Annotated in this window: 18 protein-coding genes and 1 pseudogene; 8 read left to right on the top strand and 11 right to left on the bottom strand. The window is 69.0% G+C overall.

The window, feature by feature from the left end; all coding sequences use genetic code 11:
• Positions 1-154: 154 nt before the first annotated feature.
• Genes ACWDTD_RS19455 through ACWDTD_RS19475 form a run of 5 tightly spaced genes read right to left on the bottom strand, consistent with a single transcriptional unit; the run spans position 155 to position 5802 of the window.
• Complete coding sequence (locus ACWDTD_RS19455) at positions 155-1450, bottom strand: DUF58 domain-containing protein (protein ID WP_449748784.1); 1296 nt, start codon at positions 1448-1450, stop codon at positions 155-157.
• A complete protein-coding gene (locus ACWDTD_RS19460) occupies positions 1450-2532 on the bottom strand; it encodes an AAA family ATPase (protein WP_449748785.1) in 1083 nt (360 codons plus the stop codon). Before ACWDTD_RS19460 ends, ACWDTD_RS19455 begins: the two co-directional genes overlap by 1 nt.
• Positions 2529-3848: a DUF4350 domain-containing protein gene (locus ACWDTD_RS19465; RefSeq protein WP_449748786.1), complete on the bottom strand. Its 1320-nt coding sequence runs from the start codon at positions 3846-3848 to the stop codon at positions 2529-2531. Before ACWDTD_RS19465 ends, ACWDTD_RS19460 begins: the two co-directional genes overlap by 4 nt.
• Positions 3845-4510 (bottom strand): DUF4129 domain-containing protein, encoded by a 666-nt coding sequence (locus tag ACWDTD_RS19470; protein ID WP_449748787.1) that lies wholly within the window; start codon positions 4508-4510, stop codon positions 3845-3847. The genes ACWDTD_RS19465 and ACWDTD_RS19470 overlap by 4 nt, the downstream gene beginning before the upstream one ends.
• Entirely contained in the window at positions 4507-5802 is a 1296-nt protein-coding gene (locus ACWDTD_RS19475; RefSeq protein WP_449748788.1) for a glycerophosphoryl diester phosphodiesterase membrane domain-containing protein, read from the bottom strand. Before ACWDTD_RS19475 ends, ACWDTD_RS19470 begins: the two co-directional genes overlap by 4 nt.
• A 284-nt stretch (positions 5803-6086) precedes the next feature.
• Between ACWDTD_RS19475 and ACWDTD_RS19480 the strand changes: the two genes are divergently transcribed.
• On the top strand, positions 6087-6482 hold the full coding sequence (locus ACWDTD_RS19480) for a nuclear transport factor 2 family protein (RefSeq protein ID WP_449748789.1): 396 nt from the start codon (positions 6087-6089) through the stop codon (positions 6480-6482).
• 44 nt (positions 6483-6526) lie between these two features.
• On the opposite strand, the gene ACWDTD_RS19485 is transcribed toward ACWDTD_RS19480, so the two are convergent.
• Positions 6527-7207: an SDR family oxidoreductase gene (locus ACWDTD_RS19485; RefSeq protein ID WP_449748790.1), complete on the bottom strand. Its 681-nt coding sequence runs from the start codon at positions 7205-7207 to the stop codon at positions 6527-6529.
• A 69-nt stretch (positions 7208-7276) separates the two neighbouring features.
• Between ACWDTD_RS19485 and ggh the strand changes: the two genes are divergently transcribed.
• Positions 7277-8617 (top strand): glucosylglycerate hydrolase, encoded by a 1341-nt coding sequence (ggh, locus tag ACWDTD_RS19490; protein WP_449748791.1) that lies wholly within the window; start codon positions 7277-7279, stop codon positions 8615-8617.
• A gap of 11 nt (positions 8618-8628) precedes the next feature.
• On the opposite strand, the gene ACWDTD_RS19495 is transcribed toward ggh, so the two are convergent.
• Positions 8629-9912 (bottom strand): MFS transporter, encoded by a 1284-nt coding sequence (locus tag ACWDTD_RS19495; RefSeq protein ID WP_449748792.1) that lies wholly within the window; start codon positions 9910-9912, stop codon positions 8629-8631.
• A 48-nt stretch (positions 9913-9960) separates the two neighbouring features.
• Entirely contained in the window at positions 9961-10419 is a 459-nt protein-coding gene (locus ACWDTD_RS19500) for a MarR family winged helix-turn-helix transcriptional regulator (protein ID WP_449748793.1), read from the bottom strand.
• Between the two features lie 95 nt (positions 10420-10514).
• On the opposite strand from ACWDTD_RS19500, the gene ACWDTD_RS19505 reads away from it, so the two are divergent.
• Together ACWDTD_RS19505 and ACWDTD_RS19510 are read left to right on the top strand one after the other, a co-directional pair.
• Entirely contained in the window at positions 10515-10736 is a 222-nt protein-coding gene (locus ACWDTD_RS19505) for a PLDc N-terminal domain-containing protein (protein ID WP_449748794.1), read from the top strand.
• 40 nt (positions 10737-10776) lie between these two features.
• Complete coding sequence (locus tag ACWDTD_RS19510; RefSeq protein WP_449748795.1) at positions 10777-11628, top strand: phytanoyl-CoA dioxygenase family protein; 852 nt, start codon at positions 10777-10779, stop codon at positions 11626-11628.
• Positions 11629-11644: 16 nt separating this feature from the next.
• Here ACWDTD_RS19510 and ACWDTD_RS19515 read toward each other — a convergent pair whose 3' ends face one another.
• Genes ACWDTD_RS19515 through ACWDTD_RS19525 form a run of 3 tightly spaced genes read right to left on the bottom strand, consistent with a single transcriptional unit; the run spans position 11645 to position 15335 of the window.
• A complete protein-coding gene (locus ACWDTD_RS19515; protein WP_449748796.1) occupies positions 11645-13714 on the bottom strand; it encodes a TPM domain-containing protein in 2070 nt (689 codons plus the stop codon).
• A gap of 36 nt (positions 13715-13750) precedes the next feature.
• Positions 13751-14548, bottom strand: a complete 798-nt coding sequence (locus ACWDTD_RS19520; RefSeq protein ID WP_449748797.1) for a DUF1295 domain-containing protein — start codon at positions 14546-14548, stop codon at positions 13751-13753.
• Positions 14549-14552: 4 nt separating this feature from the next.
• Complete coding sequence (locus ACWDTD_RS19525; RefSeq protein WP_449748798.1) at positions 14553-15335, bottom strand: LLM class F420-dependent oxidoreductase; 783 nt, start codon at positions 15333-15335, stop codon at positions 14553-14555.
• Between the two features lie 59 nt (positions 15336-15394).
• Between ACWDTD_RS19525 and ACWDTD_RS19530 the strand changes: the two are divergent.
• The 4 genes and pseudogenes from ACWDTD_RS19530 to ACWDTD_RS19545 all read left to right on the top strand — a co-directional run.
• Positions 15395-15730, top strand: a pseudogene (locus ACWDTD_RS19530) (aspartate aminotransferase); the annotation flags it as partial.
• A 31-nt stretch (positions 15731-15761) separates the two neighbouring features.
• Positions 15762-16124: an ArsR/SmtB family transcription factor gene (locus ACWDTD_RS19535; RefSeq protein ID WP_020173050.1), complete on the top strand. Its 363-nt coding sequence runs from the start codon at positions 15762-15764 to the stop codon at positions 16122-16124.
• Positions 16121-17221: an ACR3 family arsenite efflux transporter gene (gene arsB, locus ACWDTD_RS19540; protein ID WP_449748799.1), complete on the top strand. Its 1101-nt coding sequence runs from the start codon at positions 16121-16123 to the stop codon at positions 17219-17221. Before ACWDTD_RS19535 ends, arsB begins: the two co-directional genes overlap by 4 nt.
• Positions 17214-17897 carry an arsenate reductase/protein-tyrosine-phosphatase family protein gene (locus ACWDTD_RS19545; RefSeq protein ID WP_449748800.1) on the top strand — a complete coding sequence of 228 codons (684 nt, stop codon included), beginning with the start codon at positions 17214-17216 and terminating at the stop codon, positions 17895-17897. Before arsB ends, ACWDTD_RS19545 begins: the two co-directional genes overlap by 8 nt.
• Positions 17898-17936 lie beyond the last annotated feature (39 nt).

The raw sequence follows: 17936 nt of genomic DNA on the forward strand, positions 1-17936 counted from the left end.
CGCCGGATACGATTCCACTGCACCCGCGCCCAGCGGGCCAGCATCCAGCAATTCCACTGCTGAACGGAATTGCCCGCTCAACTTCGAAGAGCCGGATACGCCATCCCGGTCGCCTGAGCGTCACTGCGCGGCGACGCCGCGCGAACGGTCCGGCTCAGAGCATCCCGCGCGATTTCAGCAGCAGATAGTGGTCGGCGAGGGCGGCGGGCAGGCGATCCGGGTCGGCGTCGACGACGTCGACGCCGAGTCTGCCCAGCGCGGTGGAGGTGCGCGACCGCAGCGTGAGGGTCCGGGCCGCGGCCGCCGCGTCGTACACCTGCCGGGCGTCACCACCGCGCTGCGCCATGGCGGTCAACTCCGGGTCGGCCACCGACCCGACCACCACGCGATACCGTCCCGCGAGCACCGCCAGCGGCGGCAACAGCGACTCCTCCACGGCGGCCGGTTCCAGCGGGGTGAGCAACACCACCAGCGCGCGCTGCCGGGAGATCTTGCTGACCTCGGCGCTGAGCATCGACCAATCCGCCTCCAGCAGAGCCGGTTCGAGCGGCGCCATCGCCGTCACGAAGTCACTGAGCAGCGTGGTGCGCGGCGCGCCGACCACCCGTCGGTGTACCCGCCGGTCGCCGGCGACGAGATCGACGCGGTCGCCGGCATGCGTTGCCAGGGATGCCAGCAGCAGCGCGGCGTCCATCGCGGCGTCGAGCCGGGGAGCGTCGCCCACGCGCCCCGCCGAGGTGCGCGAGGTGTCCAGCACGATCACCACATGGCGATCCTTCTCCGGCTGCCATGTGCGCACCACCACCGACCGGCGGCGCGCGGTGGCGCGCCAGTCGATGCTGCGGACGTCGTCACCCTCCACGTAGTCGCGCAGCGAGTCGAATTCGGTGCCCTGCCCCCGGATTCGCACGGCCGAGCGTCCGTCGAGCTGACGCAGCTGCGCCAGGCGCGACGGCAGATGCCTACGTGAGTTGAAAGGAGGCAGTGCCCGCACGAAACCGGGGACGGGCATGCTGCGCTGGCGACCGGCCAGCCCCATCGGTCCGAGGCGCCGGATGGTGACCCGCACCGCCAGCCGGTCGCCGCGCCGCACCGGGGTGAGGGTGGTGACGACGGTGCTGTGCTCGCCGGGTTCGATGCTCACCGGGTGCAGCTCCCGCCCGGCGCCCGCCGACGGCTGCCACGCGTCGCGCACCGTAGCGGTGTACCGGCGCGGTGAGATGTTGGTGATCACCAGCGCCGAGGTGGTGGAATCACCCAGCAGCACAGGTGCTGTGGGCACCCGGCTCAGACGTATCGGCGACAGCACCCGGCCTGCGGCGGCCACGTCGATCACCGCCAGCAGCACACAGCCCAGCACCCAGAGCAGCACCACCCAGTAGTGCGGGAACGCCACCGTGACCACCGCGCCCGCCGCCACGAGCGCGAAGAAGCGACCGGTGATCACCATCAGCGGGGAACCGGGACGGAGCCGATCGCGGCGTCGAGCACCGCCGCCACCGACACACCCTCGAGTTCTGCCTCGGGACGCAGCGAGAGACGATGCGCCAGAGTGGATTGCGCGAGCGCTTTGACATCGTCGGGGGTGACGAAGTCACGGCCGTTGAGCCACGCCCACGCCCGGCTGGTGGACAGCAGCGCGGTGGCGCCGCGTGGGCTGACGCCGAGCGACAACGACGGAGAGACCCGGGTGGCGCGCGCGATGTCGACGATGTAGGCACTGACCTGCGGCGCCACCGACACCTGCCGGACCTGGCCGGCGCCCGCGCGGATGTCGGCCGCCGAGGCCACCGGCCGCAGCCCGGCCCCGGCCAGGTCGTGCGGGTCGAAACCAGCGGCGTGCCTGGACAATACGGTGATCTCGTCGTCGCGCGGCGGGATCGGCAGGGTGACCTTCAGCAGGAAGCGGTCGAGCTGGGCCTCGGGCAGCGGATAGGTGCCCTCGTATTCCACCGGGTTCTGGGTGGCGGCCACCAGGAACGGATCCGGCAACGGCCGCGGCCGACCGTCCACGGTGACCTGGCGTTCCTCCATCGCCTCCAGGAGCGCCGCCTGCGTCTTCGGCGGGGTCCGGTTGATCTCGTCGGCGAGGAGCAGATTGGTGAACACCGGGCCCTCGCGGAACGTGAATTCCGATGTGGCGCTGTCGAAGATCAGCGACCCGGTGACGTCACCGGGCATCAGGTCCGGGGTGAACTGCACGCGCGTGGTCTCCACGTGCAGGGCGCTTGCGGTGGCCCGGACCAGCAGCGTCTTGGCAACGCCGGGGACACCTTCGAGCAGGATGTGACCGCGGCACAGTAGTGCGATGAGGATTCCGGCCACGGCCGCGTCCTGGCCCACCACGGCTTTGGCCACCTCCACCCGCACGGCGTTGAGCGCGCCGCGCCCGGGTGCGGCGACCGCGGCAGCGCCCTGTGGTGCGGGCGGGGTGTGCGGTCCGAATCCCTGCGCGGGCAGCGGCTGGGAGGTAAAGGGTTGCGGGGGAACGGGTTGCGGGGGAACGGGCTGGGGCGGGAACGGCGTGGTCATGGGGTGCGACGCACTTTCTGGTCGAGGGCGGACAGTTCGTCGGAGAAGGCCAAGAGGTCGGCGTCGCCACTCGGAAGCGGCCCGGCGAGCAGTGCGTGGACCTCGCGAGGATCGCGATGCGCTGCGGCGGCGGTCGCCGAGATGATCGCGCGCAGTGCCGGATCGGCGTCGTCGGGAAGCCCCGCGGTGTCGTCGTCGGAGACGTCGAGGGCGTCGAGCGCACGCCCCGGATCGTAGGGGAGGCCGAAGTAGCGGGCGAGGCGGCTGAGGGTGCGGATACGCAGGATGGATGCCGCTCGCGCGTCGGCACCGGCCCGGTGATACATCCGGCCACGGGATTCTGTGGTTTCGATCGCCTTGACCACCACGGGTAGCGGTTCGCCCACCACCGGCCCGAAACGCCTTCCGCGCCAGAACATCAGGGCCAGCAACGCGAAGAAGGACAGCAGCACCAGGGGACCGATCCAGTTGGGCACGTCCGACGGCGGACCGGGCTTCTTCCGCGCCGGCACCTGATCGCGGATCTGGGGTTGATACCAGAGGACCGCAGGGGTTTCGGCGATCACACGGATCGCGACCCCGGCATTGTCGTAGCGTGCGAGATTCTGGTTGAGCACCGATGCGCCGGTCATCACCACCACCTCGGGGCGTTCGGCGGTGCGCGGGCTGAACACCACGTTCGCCCCGGGCGGCTCGTCGGGGTAGCCGGTCGTGAGAAAGCAACTGGTGGAGACCGAGTCGAGGGCGGCGTAACCGTTCACGTCGTTGGAGATGACGTCGGTGGGTGCGATGCCATCCCTACGGCAGCCGGCCCTCGCCGACGACGCCGTCGATCCGCGCGCCTCGGTCACCGGAAGGTCCAACCTCGCCAGTACGAATGCCGAGGGGTTGATCAGCACCAGTCGGTGCGCATCGCGGACACGGTCGAGGAGGTCGCGCGCGGTGTCGTCGGAGAGGTCGTTGGGTCTGGTCACGACGACGGTGGTGTCGGCGGTGGGTTCCGGTTGCTCCCGCAGCGCGTCCAGACCCCGCGCCACGTTCACCTGCGCGCCGTGCTGGTCGATCACCCGGGCCAATGCCCGGGTGCCGGCCGGACCGGCGTTGGCCGGATCGTAGGGGACGGCGTTCATCGGTCGGTGCGAACCGGTGGGTGCGGCGAACACGAGCAGGATGCCCAGCAGTGCCACGACGACGAGCGCGGCGAGCACGCCCACCACCCACCGCACCCAGCGCCGACGAGATGGAGGACCCACCCGTGGCGCCGCCCACCGGGCGCCGCCCGGCGCGCTCGGCGGTGGTGCGACCGGGGCGCTCACCGCGGCACCGCGAATCCGGCGTCGGCCGGATCGATGGGTCCGGTGTGCGGTGAGCGTTCGGCCACAACGGATTCCAGGTCGAGCAGCGACCTCGCCTGATCGGAGGTGGCGTGCCTGCCGCCGTAGCGCACGGCGTCGAACAGGTTCCCCGCCTCGGTGAGGCGGGAACGATCATCGGGAAAGTGCCGCGACAACTCCGCGGCCACCTCGTGTGCGGTGAGCGACGGGGCGTCGGTGAGCAGGCCGCGCTCGGCGGCGCGGCGGGTGAGTGCCCGCATCGCCTCCCGCACACAGCCGTCCGCGTCGCCGGCGGCCAGCAACTCTTCGGCGCGGGCGCGCAATTGCTTCGCCGAGTGGGGTGCCTCGTCGAGCACCCGTCGGCGGTCCGACCGTTCATGCGTCGGGACGCGACGCACGAACCGCAGCGCGTAGATGACGAGAAGCACCACGAGAACGCCGACGACGATGGCGATGATCACCGGCACCGGCTTGGCGACACCGAAGATGTCGGCGAATCTGTCGGACAACCAGTCGCGGATGGTGTCGAGAACCCCACCCGATCGCTGGTCGGGTGGCTGGTATTCGGCCCGCGACAATTCGTCCTGACTCCAGCGGCGGGCGGTGTCGTTGTCCGGGTCGAGGGCGAGGACTGACCGGATCATCGTGGCTGCGGACCCGAGTTCTGCCACGGGGTCCGGCGTTGCGCGGCCTCGAACAACACCAGGTCGTAGCCTTCCTGGCGGACTCGCGCGTCGAGGTGGATCACCGCGGAGCACGTGGCGGAGAACGGTTGTACCACCGCCAGCGCGAGCACAGTTCCGCCGACGGACACCACGCTGCCGACGAGGGCGAGGTCACCACTGAACGCCGACCCGACAAGGCCGAATCCGCCCGCGATCACCTGGGTGACGATGCTGACGATGATTCCTATCAGCATCGTGACGGCCAGGTAGCGCCAGAACGATCCGCGGGTGAGCGCGTACGACCGGCGCAGTGCGTCGAGCGGGCCCAGGCCTTCGATGACCACGCTGGGCAATGCCGCGGCCGCGCGCACCGAGAACCAGAGCAGCGGCACCATGATCACGATTGGAACCGCGATCAGCAGCGGAAGGATTGCGGCCGTTTCGAATCCGATGGTGGCGAAGGTCGCCACCGCAAGGGCGAGACCGGGCAGGAACAGCAGGATCTCGATGGCGGCCAGCAGGAGGTAGGTGCCGATCAGCCGGAGGAGCACCGGACGGATGGCCCGCCAGCATTCGGTGATGCCCGGCCGCGCGCCGATCGCATCCTGATTCACCAGGTAGGCCATCGGCCCGGCCAGCGCGGCGGCGATCAACGCACCGGCGAAGGTTCGGACCCCGAAGTCGGAGGCGTAGTGGGCCGGCGTGAACGTGACGGTCGAGGAGAGAAGCTGCGCTCCGATGGTCAGGACCACCGTCACCGTGCCCACCACCGCGAACACCGCGGCACTCAGGCCCACGGTGGTTCGGGGATTGCGGAAGATCACCGCGAACACCGCTTGCACGATGTCGCCGACGCCGAGCGGTCGCAGTGGGATGCTGCCCGGACGGTGCGCGGAGATCTGGGGCGGGGGCCAGCCGCCGCCGCCGTACCCGGGTGGGGCGGGCCGGTACTCGGGCGCAAACTGCCTGCCCTCCGGGTAGGGGGCGGGTGGCGGCGGATACCAGGCGCCGCCCTGGCCGGGCGGGTCTCCGACCCCGGATCCCCACTGGGGCTGCGGTTCGGCGTATCCCGGTGGCACCCCGTAACCCGGTGGCGCCCCGTAACCCGGTGGCGCCCCGTAACCCGGTGGCGCCCCGTATCCCGGTGGCGCCCCGTATCCCGGTGGCGCCCCGTATCCCGGTGGCGCCCCGTATCCCGGCGGCCCGCTGTATTCGGGTGGCGGCGGCACGGCCGACCAGTGCGACGGGTCCTCGGGCTGCCCCTCGTTCATCTGCGCCCTCCCCGACGGCAACGCTGAAGCGACCACGCGCCGATCCGTCGGACGCGCGTCTGTTGTCGGCGAACCTATCAAATCGGGCAGCAGGCACTCGCCGTCGTATACCGCGCGGATGACCGGAGTAGGCGGACGCCGTAGGGGCGCCACGAGCACTGCAAAACTGGCGCACCGCTGTGCGAGGCGGGCGGAATCGCCAACGCGACCATCTACGAGCATCTCGGCTGATACCGTGACCGGAAATAGAACGTGTTCCAATTTCGGATCAGGGGAGATGCGCGATGACCGTCGACGACCAACAGGTGCAGATGTCGCAGCGGATCGACGCGGTGGTGCACCGCTACGTCGAACTGCTCACCGGCGGCACCGCCGACGAACTCGCCGACCTGTTCGCCGAGTCGGCGACCGTGGAAGACCCCATCGGCGCCGAGATCCGCGACACCCGTGAGCAGCTCGTCGAGTTCTACGGCGTGATCACCGGGATGGACGAGCGCACCGCGACACTGAAGTGGGTCAAGATCGCCGGCGACACCGCGGTCTTCGAGTTCACCCTGGTCACCGGTACCGCGGGGATGCGCTTCGAGATCACCCCGGTCGACATCATGGTGTTCGACGCCGACGGCAAGGTGGCCTCGATGCGGGCGGTGTGGGAACCGGCCGATCTCAAGCAGCTCTGACCTCAAGCAGCTCTGACCTCAAGCAGCTCTGACCGCGAGCAGCTCTAGCCGCGACCAGTCGGGCGCAACACGATCTCCGTCGGGTGCGCGTCGGCCGGCGTGTGGATCGCGTTGACCACCGCGCCCGCCACGGTCGACGGCGCCAGAAACGCCGACGGGTCGTAGTCGCCGCCCTCGATGGCCACCAACTCGCGCTGCATGTCGGTGTCGATGCGGCCGGGAAACACCGACGTCACCCGCAGGCCGGGTTCCTCGGCGCGCAGTGAATCGGCCAGCGCACGCAACCCGAACTTGCTGGCCGCATACGCCGACCACCGCGGATTGGCCCGCATGCCGGCGCCGGAGTTGATGAAGACCACGTGCCCGCCGGTCTCCCGTAACGCCGGGAGCAACTGCCGGGTGAGTTCGGCTGCGGCGATCAGATTCACCTCGAGAACGCGCCGCCATTCGTCGGCCGGGGTGTCGGCGACGGGCAGCAGACTCGATCCGATGCCCGCGCTGTGCACCAGCACGTCGAGCGCGGAGATCGTCTCGGTGGCCGCCTCGACCTCGTCGTGGTCGGTGAGGTCGACGGCGAACGTCGTCGCGCCGTCGAGTTCGGCGGCCAGCGCATCCAGTTCGGGTGAGGGGCGTCCGCCCAGCAGGAGGTCGTGGGTGCGGGCGAGCTGTCGGGCGATCTGCGCGCCGAGGCCGCGGCTGGCTCCGGTGATCAAGGCGATGGGCACGATCGCCACGGTAGTCCGCCGCCGCATTCTCGCGCGGCGGCATCGTGCGCCGCGGTGCAGAATCGACGGGTGGCCCGCTTCGGATTCACCCCAACGCAGTTGTCGGCGCGTGCCGCGTACCTGCTGCGCGGCAACGATCTCGGCACGATGACCAGCGCCGCACCCCGCCTGTACCCGCACATGTGGAGCTGGGATGCGGCGTTCGTGACGGTGGGCCTGGCGCCGCTGTCGGTCGAACGCGCGGTGATCGAGATGGACACCTTGCTCTCCGCCCAGTGGAGCAACGGGATGATCCCGCACATCGTGTTCGCCAACGGCCGCGACGGATACTTTCCCGGGCCGCGACGCTGGGAATGCGCGCGCCTCGCCGACTGTGCGCCGGACTATCCGGACACCTCCGGCATCACCCAGCCGCCGGTGCATGCCATTGCGGTGCAACGCATTCTGGACCATTCACGCCGCCACGGCCGCTCCACCCGCGCGGTGGCCAACGAGTTCATCGACCGGCGGTGGAGTTCACTGATGCGGTGGCATCGCTGGTTGGCGCATGCCCGTGACCCCAACGGCCGCGGCCGCATCACGATCTATCACGGCTGGGAATCGGGGATGGACAACTCGCCCCGGTGGGACGGCCCGTACTCGCGGGTGGTGCCCGGCGACGACCTGCCGCCCTACACCCGCGCCGACCTCCTCCACGTCTCCGACAACTCGATGCGCCCCACCGACCTCGAATACGACCGCTACATCTGGCTGGTCGAGGAGATGAAACGCGCCAACTACGACGACGACATCCTGCCCAAGGTGATGAGCTTCGAGGTGGAGGATGTCTTCGTCAGCGCCATCTTCGCGCTGGCCTGCGACGTGCTGGCCACCATCGGCGAGGACTATTCCAAGCCCCGCTCGGACGTGCGGGATCTGCGGGCCTGGGCCGACCGGTTCCGCAACGGGGTGGTGGCCGCAGCCAACGAACGCAATGGCGCCGCCCGCGACTACGACCTGCGCGCCAAACAGTGGGTCAACACCGAGACCATCGCGGTGTTCGCTCCGCTACTGTGCGGCGGGCTCTCCCGCGAGCGGGAACGCGCGCTGCTGCGCCTGTTCGACGGGCCGCGGTTCTGCGGGCACCCCGACCTGCGGTACGCGGTACCGCCGTCGACGTCGCCGATCTCGATGGACTTCAAACCGCGCGAGTACTGGCGTGGTCCGGTGTGGCCGGTGATGACCTGGCTGTTCAGCTGGGCGTTCTCCCGGCGCGGCTGGCCGGAACGGTCGGCGCGGCTGCGCGAGGAGGGCCTGCGGCAGGCCACCGACGGTGCGTTCGCCGAATACTACGAACCCTTCACCGGGGAGGCGCTGGGCAGCATGCAGCAGAGCTGGACAGCGGCGTCGGTGCTGGACTGGTTGGACTGAGCCGCTGGTGCTCAGTACTCTTCGGCGCCGATCAGGGCGGCATCCTCGTCGACCTCATGCGACTCCGAGGCGGTGGTCTGCACGAACGACACCGCGATCACCGCGATCACGCAGTACCCGGCGGCGAACCACCAGGGTGCGGCGTGCGACGAGAACCACTCGGCCAGGTGGGCCACCAGCACCGCGGCCACCGCGGCTCCCGCCCAGCGCAGGAAGCTGTAGCCGGCGCTGGAGACCGACCGCGGCGTGGCTGCGTTGCCCGCCGACATCGCGACACCGGTGAACAGCGTGTTGAGCACACCGGACGGGATGCCCGACAGGATCACGGCCAGCCCGATCAGCCACACCTGGTGTTCCGCGGTGCCCACTCCGGCCAGCGCCATCACCACGGCGTAGGTACCGATGGCCACCATCACACCGCCGCGCTGACCGATCCACCGGGCCAGCCGGGGGGCCAGGAACACGCCGGCGAGCGCGGTCAGCAGACCCCACCCGAAGAACACCATGCCGGCGTAGATGGGACGCAGACCCATCGCGATCGGTGCCCAGGCGATCACCGTGAACAGGGCGCCGGTGTAGAACGCCGACCCGATCGACGTGATGAGCAGGGTGCGGTTGCGCAGCGCCTTGAGCGGGTCGACGATGCGGACGGGCTGACGGTCAGTGCGCGGGCCGTCGGACGGCAGCATCGCCGCACACAGGATGGCGCCGATCAGCATGAGCAGCGCGGTGCCGCCGAAGGGTGCCCGCCAGGTCCACTCACCGAGTACCGCACCGAGTAGCGGGCCCACGGCCAGACCCACACCGAGCGCGGCCTCGTACAGCATGATGGCGCCGTGCTGGCTGCCCTTGGCGGCGCTCACGATGAACGCCAGCGCGGTCGCGATGAACAGGGCGTTGCCCAGTCCCCACAGCACGCGCAACGCGATGAGCTGGTCGATGTAGGACGCCAGGGTGGACACACCGGCGGCCACCACGATCAGGCTCAGGCCGACGGTCAAGGTGCGTTTGGGGCCGTACCGGTAGGCCGACCACCCGGTGATCAGCATGGCCACACACTGCACGCCGACGTAGACGCCGAAGAGCAGGGTGAGTTTTTCCGGCGGCGCGTTGAGGGCCTCGGCGATGCTGTTGAGGATGGGGTCCACGAGGCCGATGCCCATGAAGGCGATGACGGCGGCGAACGCGGTCACCCAGACGGTGCGCGGCTGGCCGCGGAACGCGTCCATCAGCGAGTGGTCTTCGGTGTGTGCCGGGGCGGTGTGTTCCGCGACGGTGTCCTGGGTTGTGGTCATGTGTTTCCTCTGTGGTCCAACTCGTGTGGTGGTGTGGGAGTTGCTGTGTCAGCGTTGACGGGCCGCCGTCGGCTCCCCTTCGAGGAGCTGGTGAAGCGCCCGGAGTGCGGGCGCGGCGTCGGCGAGGCGGTCCCGGTCGGCGTCGGTGAGTTGCGCGATGGCCGCGGCGAGCACGTCGTCGCGTTCGTTGCGCACCCGGGTGAGTACTGCGCGCCCGTGATCGGTCAGCTCGACGATCACGGCTCGGCGGTCGTCGGGATCGGGGCGCCTTTCGACGAGTCCGTTCTTGCGGAGACCGTCGACGAGCGCGGTGGCCGTCGGCATACGAATGGATTCGCGCTCGGCGAACTCGCCCATTCGCATGGGTCCGTGGTCGAGCAGCACGGCCAGTCCGGAGGCCTGCGCGGCGCTGTATTCCGGGATCGGTGTGTGCCGACGCAGCGCGAGATAGAGCCGGGTCAACGCGGGGCGTAACCGGCGGGCGATCTCGGCACTGTCATCAGACACAGTTCGTAAGTCTAATACTTAGAGATACGAAATAAAAGTCCGAGCCTCACCGAGCTCGAGTTCGAGCCACCGCACCGTTCAGTAGGCTCGTGCCCGTGACCCACGACAAGAAGCGCTTCTCGCAACTGCCCGCACGGTCGCGGGCGGTCATCATCTTCGGTGCGGTGCTGCAGTTCGGTCTGCAGGCCCTGGCGCTACGGGATCTCAAGCGACGCCCCGCCGGCCAGGTCCGCGGCCCCAAGAAGGCTTGGGTGGCAGCAAGTTTCGTGAACTTCATCGGACCGATCGCCTATCTGGCCCTCGGCCGCCGACAGTGATTCGCGCGGACACCGCCACCGGGCACTACGCTCGGGGCGTATGACCGACTGGCCCCCCGAACCCGGGATCTTCGGCCCCGCCGACACCGGGGCACTGGCCGAGTTCTACCGCCGCCACGGCTTCGCCACCCTGCGCGGCCTGCTCACCGACCGCACCATCGCCGCCATCGAACGGGAATGCGTCGACGCACAGCGCCGGGTGATCGCCGGTGAGCTGCCCGCTCGCCACGGCTCGACGGTGTTTCTCGACGACGCCGCCAAGGCCGACACCTTCGCGAACTACGTCGAATTCGTCAACGAGTTGTCGGCGACGGTGCGGGCGACGCTCGCCGACGAACGGCTCCTCGCCGCTGTGCGCGCCGTGATCGGTGACACCGCCTGGCTGCGGGAGAGCGACGGGTTCGGCGTGGTCTACCAGGATGCGCGACCCGGCCACGAATCGGGCTATTCGCGGATCGGCTGGCATTCGGACTGGCAGGCCAGTCCCAGCATGGACATCTGGCCGTCGGCGGCGTTCACCATCCACCTCGATGCCACGTCACCGGCCAACGGGTTCCTCCGCGTGGTGCCGGGCAGTCACCGGTGGGCCACCCCGGCGCCCTACCGCAATGCCAACAACGTGCCCGTCCCCGACACGGCCCGCCCGGCCGGCGGCTGGACCGACCAGCCACCGCCGTTCCCGATGCCGCTGGGCTTCGAGAAGGTGCCCGGTGAGATCGGGGTGTACCTCGAACGTGGCGACATTCTGCTGCACGACGCCTACCTCTGGCATTCGGCGGCCCGGGCCACCGACGACCACACCACGCGCCGCCACGTGCGGGGCGGATTCTTCGCGGGCACTCGACCGCCCGCCGGCGCCCCGGACGAGTTCGTCAAGAACGCCGCCCGGTAATCGCCGGCCGGCGAACTCAGAACCGCCCGCCGGTCCCGATCCGCCCCGAACTCGACGACCCGCCGAACGACCCGGGGCTGCGCCCTCCGCTGGTGTAGCCACCCCCGCCGAAACCGCCCCCGTAGCCACCCCCGCCGCGGTATCCGCCACCGCGCATCGCGCCGCGCAGAAAGCTGTCCACCAGGATGCCGGTGAGCACCGCGCCACCCGCCGACGACCCACCACCGGAGCGCGGTTGCTGCGTCTGCTGCCAGCTCACCACGTCGCCCTGTGCCGCCATCAGCGCCTGATCGGCCAGCGCACCGGCGCGTCGCGCGGAGTCGGTCGCCGACCCCGGGTCGGTGCCCGCAGCGGCGTTGGCCGCATCCAGCAGCCGCTGGGCCTCGGCCAGCCTGGTGCGGGCCACCGACTGGATCGCGCCGCGGCGGGTGGCGATGAAATCCGACGCCGCCGATACCTTCGCCTGCGCGGCGGCCAACGCGGCGGTCACCATCTCGGTGCGCCGCGCCCGTTCGGCCGACGCGTCGCGGGCACCGGCCAGCGCGGCATCGAGGTCGGCGTCGGCGTCGACGAGGGCGGTGAACACCCCGAGCGGATCGTCGGCGAAACCGGTCTTGGCCGCGGCCAGCGCCGCCGTCGCCGCGCTCACCGCGGTGGCCAGCGCCGGTCCGCCGTCGGTGGACAGCGTCGCCGCCTCCGACAACTCGCCCTCGACCTCCGCGATCAGCGCAGGCATCCGCGAGTGCGCGGCGCTGATGTTCTCGTCGGCGTTGTCGATCGCCTCGAGCAGCTTGCCGGCCTGCGCGATCGCACCCTCGGCCGACCGGATCGCGGCGACCGCCGCACCCTGTTTACCCACCGGTTGCGCAATCGCGGCCCGTCCCTGGTCGGCGCTGCGCTCGGCAAAACCGACCTCCTGCTCGGCCAACTCGACGTTGTGCGCGATCGAGGCCACCGTCGCCGCGCCGTGCTTCCCGGTCAGCTCGGTGAGCTTGCCCGCCGACTCGGCCAGCCGGGCCCGCAGCGCCACCAACTGCTGGGTGATCTGGCCGAACCTGTCGTCGGCATTGATGAGCAGATTGCGCATCTCGTCGAACGCGCTCACCTGCTCGTCGAGCGCGGCGTCCACATCGGTGCAGGTGGTGATGATCTGCACCAGCATCGACCGTTGCTCGTCGGCGGTCTCCGGCACGTCGTCATCGAGGCGTTGCCGCAGCGCGAACGACGAGGCCAGACCGCGTTTGGCGTCGTCGAGAGCAGCGGTGAACGGGGCCGTCTGCGCCGCCCCGAACTCGTCGACGGCCAGCCGCAACTCCTCCTCGCTGGTGCGGATCGCGTTGTCGGTGTCGGTGAGCACCTCGCGCGACCAGGGGTCGAGTACCTCGAGCGGCTGGGCGAGGAGCTGGTCGGCGGTCAGTTCCTGCTCGCGGACCGCCTCGAGTTCGGATTCCACCCGGTTGCGCCTGCGCCGACGCGTGTAGAGGTACGCCCCGCTGCCGCCGATCACCACGATCCCGCCGACCACCCCGGCCGTGATGAGCCCGGTGTGCGACGGGGTGAGTGCCGCGTCGATGCCGTTGGCCGCGGCGATCGCCGCCCCCGACCAGTCGGAGCGCTTGAGCGCGGGCACCACGTCGTTGCGGGCGATCGAGTCGACGGTCGACGCGTCCAGACCGTCGGCGGAGCGGGGTGCGTCGAGGCGATAGCCACGGTCGTCGGTGGCCACGGCGAGCAGTACATCGTGCTCACCGAGATCGCTGAGCTTGATGGTCTGCTCGGCCCAGCTCTGGCTACCGAGCCCGTTGAACGTCTTCACGTACACCACCCACAGCTGCACGCCGTGCGCGCTGTAAAGACCGTCGACGGCGCCCTGGACCTTGTTGCGTTGCGTGCTGCTGAGCACGCCGGCCGGGTCGGTGACCTGCTCGCGCAGCATGGTCGGGGCCTCGGCGCGCGCCTGCCCGGACGCGAACAGTCCGGGCAGCACCACCAACGCCACCAGCGCGACGGAGGCAAGCAGTGCGCCCAGAGCCGATATCGGCCGGTTGACATGCCGGAACATCCCCGGCACTCCCGCGGAGAACATGACAGCCAATCTAGCCGTATCGTCCGACGGAGTGGCTCAGGCCACCGACGCCTGCCGTCGTGGCGGCAGCGGTATCTGCGCCGACGTCACCTGCTGGTAGTCGGCGTACTCCGGATACTTCGACAGCGTGATCGACTCGGTGAATTTCGTCGAGCCGACGAACAGCAACGTCAACAGCAGCGCCCCGAGAACGGTCGGTTGCAGCAGCGACCCGGCCGCGACCGCACCGAACAGGAAGATCACCCACCACTGCGCCTGCTCGAAGAAGTAGTTGGGATGACGCGAGAACCGGAACAGCCCGTCGGTGCAGAATCTGTTCTGTCCCGCCGCGCCGACCGCCTTGCGCTTGTGGAAATCCCACTGCTCCTGATCGGCGAGCGTCTCCCCGGCCAGGAACACGCAGAAGGCGATCGCCAGCAGCACGTCGAGCACGCCAAAGCCACCCGGATGCTGTGCCGCGGTGTAGGCGGGCAGCGTGATCAGCACCAGCAGCAGGTTCTGGTAGATGACGATGAAGAACAGATTGAACAGCCCGAACTGCCACCCCGACATCCGGGAACGGAGGATCGCCCAGCGATAGTCCTCGGTGCCGGTGTAGCCGCCGCGGCGGGCGAAGTTGAATGTCAGGCGCGCACCCCACGCCGACACCAGCACCGCCATCAGCGTGACGCGCGTATCGAAGTCGCTGTCCACCGCGAACACCCAGAGATAGATGACCGGCGCGACCGACCAGATGCGATCCACCCACGACGTGTCGCCGGTGATCAGCGACGCGACCCAGCACAGCGCCGAGATAACTGCCGCGATGATCGCGACGACGACCAGTACCGACATGGCGCTATCCCCGCCAACGGCAGAGGGCTTGGACCGCGGTGAGGTCGTAGTCGGGTCCCCCGGTGCCGACGGTGATGAGCGAGACACCCTCGGCGCTCACCGCGTCGGCGGTGCGCAGGAGTTCGTCCACATCGCCGGTGAACTGCAGTCCCGCCGAGCGTTCGATGGTGTCGGGGTCGCGCCCCACTGCCGCGCAGTGCTCGCCGAGCACCTTCGCCTTGTGCCGGTAGGTCTCCACGTCGTTGAAGCCGTGCCAGATGTCGCCGTACTGGGCCACGAGTCGCAGGGTCTTCTTCTCACCGCTGCCGCCGATCAGCACCGGCAGCTTCCGGGTGGGTGGCGGATTGAGCTTCGCCAGCCGGGAGTCGATGCGCGGCAACGCTTGCCCGAGGTCGGCGAGCCTGCTGCCCGCGGTACCGAAGTCGTAGCCGTACTCGTGGTAGTCCTTCTGGAACCATCCGGCGCCGATGCCGAGGATCAGCCGCCCGCCGCTGATGTGGTCGACGGTGCGGGCCATGTCGGCGAGCAACTCCGGATTGCGGTACGAGTTGCAGGTCACCAGCGCACCGATCTCGACGCGTTCGGTCTGTTCGGCCCAGGCGCCCAGCATCGTCCAGCATTCGAAGTGTGCGCCGTCGGGATCGCCGTAGAGCGGATAGAAGTGATCCCAGTTGAAGACGATGTCGACGCCCGCGTCCTCCGCGCGCAGCACGGCGTCGCGGATCAGGGAGTAATCGGGGGCGTGCTGGGGCTGGAGCTGAACTCCGATGCGAATGGGAAAGGCCATGGACTTCAGTCTGCCCCCACGCGCACCATCCGTCGATGACCCGGGGGTAAACAGGAAGCGTGGCCGACCGACCCAGCGCACCGAACCTCGACGAACTCCGCACCCGCACCAGCGCTAAATGGCGCAGCTACCCCGACGACGTGCTCCCGCTCTTCGTCGCCGAGATGGACTATCAGCTCGCGCCGGTGGTGGCGGAGACGATGATCGACCAGATCGCCCGCTCCGACCTGGGCTATGCGGGCGATACCGGAGGTGTCGGCGACGCGTTCGCCGGCTTCGCACGGCGCCGGTGGGGATGGGAGGTGGCGCCCGACGACGTGCATCTGACCACCGATGTGAGCGTGGATCTCAATGCGGGAACGCAAGTGCGCTCCCGGGTATCGGAGGGCCTTGTCCCGTTGAATCGATGTATGTCAATATTGACGGGTGTCGAATAAGAACTTGCTTCTCTTGCCAGGCCGCGGCCTGAGTGGTGACGAGACCGGAGCGGTTACCCCGCTGCTGAAGGCGCTCGCGGATCCGGTTCGGCTGCGGTTGCTGTCGGAGGTCGCCGCGCATCCGGGAGGTGAGGCGTGCGTGTGCGACATCTCCGGGCCGTTCGAGCTGTCGCAGCCGACGATCTCGCATCATCTCAAGGTGCTGCGTCAGGCGGGTCTGGTGACGAGCGAACGCCGCGCGACCTGGGTGTACTACCGTGTGAACACCGAAGCACTGCAACAACTGTCGGTCCTGCTGGGCGATCTCGCCATGGTTGTGGGGGAAACTCGTTCGTGCGAGGCCGACCAGTGACCACCACCGACACCGCGGTCGCGGCGAAGTTGTCGATGCTCGACCGGTTCCTGCCGGTGTGGATCGGCGCAGCAATGGTCGCGGGCCTGATGCTGGGCCGCACCGTTCCCGGCCTGGGTGACGCCCTGGCGGCCGTGGAGATCGACGGCATCTCGCTGCCGATCGCTCTCGGACTGCTGATCATGATGTATCCGGTGCTGGCGAAGGTGCGCTACGACCGACTCGACTCGGTCACTGGCGATCGTCGCCTGCTGCTGGGATCGCTGCTGCTGAACTGGATCGTCGGACCCGCGTTGATGTTCGCGCTGGCCTGGCTTCTGCTCCCGGACCTACCGGAGTACCGGACCGGACTGATCATCGTCGGTCTGGCGCGCTGTATCGCGATGGTCATCATCTGGAACGACCTGGCGTGCGGCGACCGCGAGGCGGCTGCCGTCCTCGTCGCACTGAACTCGGTGTTCCAGGTGATCATGTTCGCCGTGCTGGGCTGGTTCTACCTCTCGGTGCTACCCGGATGGCTCGGCCTGGAACAGACGACCATCGACACCTCGCCGTGGCAGATCGCGAAGTCGGTGCTGATCTTCCTCGGAATCCCGTTGATCGCCGGCTATCTCACCCGCCGCATCGGCGAACGGGCCAGAGGCCGAGAATGGTACGAATCCTCGTTCCTCCCGCGATTGGGGCCGTGGGCCCTCTACGGTCTGCTGTTCACCATCGTCATCCTGTTCGCCTTGCAGGGGGAGCAGATCACCTCTCACCCGTGGGACGTCGTGCGGATCGCGCTGCCGCTGCTGATCTACTTCGCGGTGATGTGGGGTGGCGGATTCGTCCTCGGCGCCGCGATGGGGCTGGGTTACGCACGGACCACCACGCTGGCGTTCACCGCCGCCGGCAACAACTTCGAACTCGCCATCGCCGTCGCGATCGCGACCTATGGTGCGACCTCCGGCCAGGCTCTCGCCGGGGTCATCGGGCCACTGATCGAGGTCCCGGTTCTCGTCGCCCTCGTCTATGTGTCCCTGGCGTTGCGGAAACGCTTCACAACTCCCACTGCTTCTAGCCTAGATGTGTCGAAGGAGCCTGTTCGCGATGTCTGAGAATGTGTTGGACGAACAGCTAAGTCGCGGTGAACACCGCGAGCAGCCCGAACTGTTGATGCCTCATACCGTGCTCGCCCGTACCGCAGATGACTTGGCCGCCAAGTACGAGGGGGTGGTGTCTCGACAGACGGTGGAACGCTGTGTTTTCGAGTCCTACACCGTGTTACGGCGTACCTCCCGGGTGCATGCGCATCTGACGACCTTGGCGGGCCGGTTCGCTGCTGATCGGTTACGCGCCCTAGCGCAGGCTGAGGGGGCGGTACCCAAGGATGTGCCCGAAGTCCTGTTCATCTGCGTGCAGAACGCCGGCCGCTCGCAGATGGCTGCCGGATTGATGACCCACCACGCCACAGGTCGGGTACATGTGCGCTCGGCCGGATCGGTGCCGGCTCATTCGATCAACCCGACCGTCGTCGAAGCGATGTCAGAAATTGGCGTCGACCTGGGTACCGAGTACCCCAAACCACTCACCGACGATGTGGTCGCCGCCGCTGACGTGGTGGTGTCGATGGGCTGCGGCGACGCGTGCCCGATCTATCCCGGCAAGCGGTATCTCGATTGGACGGTCTCCGATCCTGAAGGCCGTCCACTTGGCGAGGTTCGCGCGATCCGCGATGACCTTGACGCCCGGGTTCGTGAGCTCCTTGCCGAGCTCACGGCCAACCATGTGTGACTTTCCGAGCATTCCTCCACAGCTGAAAGGGACTGTGTC

Source organism: Gordonia sp. NPDC003425 (genome assembly GCF_053588635.1).

Coding starts and splice junctions, on each gene's coding strand:
- ACWDTD_RS19455 (WP_449748784.1), bottom strand. CDS start 1,450: ATGGTGATCACCGGTCGCTTCTTCGCGCTCGTGGCGGCGGGCGCGGTG.
- ACWDTD_RS19460 (WP_449748785.1), bottom strand. CDS start 2,532: ATGACCACGCCGTTCCCGCCCCAGCCCGTTCCCCCGCAACCCGTTCCC.
- ACWDTD_RS19470 (WP_449748787.1), bottom strand. CDS start 4,510: ATGATCCGGTCAGTCCTCGCCCTCGACCCGGACAACGACACCGCCCGC.
- ACWDTD_RS19475 (WP_449748788.1), bottom strand. CDS start 5,802: ATGAACGAGGGGCAGCCCGAGGACCCGTCGCACTGGTCGGCCGTGCCG.
- ACWDTD_RS19480 (WP_449748789.1), top strand. CDS start 6,087: ATGACCGTCGACGACCAACAGGTGCAGATGTCGCAGCGGATCGACGCG.
- ACWDTD_RS19495 (WP_449748792.1), bottom strand. CDS start 9,912: ATGACCACAACCCAGGACACCGTCGCGGAACACACCGCCCCGGCACAC.
- ACWDTD_RS19510 (WP_449748795.1), top strand. CDS start 10,777: ATGACCGACTGGCCCCCCGAACCCGGGATCTTCGGCCCCGCCGACACC.
- ACWDTD_RS19515 (WP_449748796.1), bottom strand. CDS start 13,714: ATGTTCTCCGCGGGAGTGCCGGGGATGTTCCGGCATGTCAACCGGCCG.
- ACWDTD_RS19520 (WP_449748797.1), bottom strand. CDS start 14,548: ATGTCGGTACTGGTCGTCGTCGCGATCATCGCGGCAGTTATCTCGGCG.
- ACWDTD_RS19525 (WP_449748798.1), bottom strand. CDS start 15,335: ATGGCCTTTCCCATTCGCATCGGAGTTCAGCTCCAGCCCCAGCACGCC.
- ACWDTD_RS19545 (WP_449748800.1), top strand. CDS start 17,214: ATGTCTGAGAATGTGTTGGACGAACAGCTAAGTCGCGGTGAACACCGC.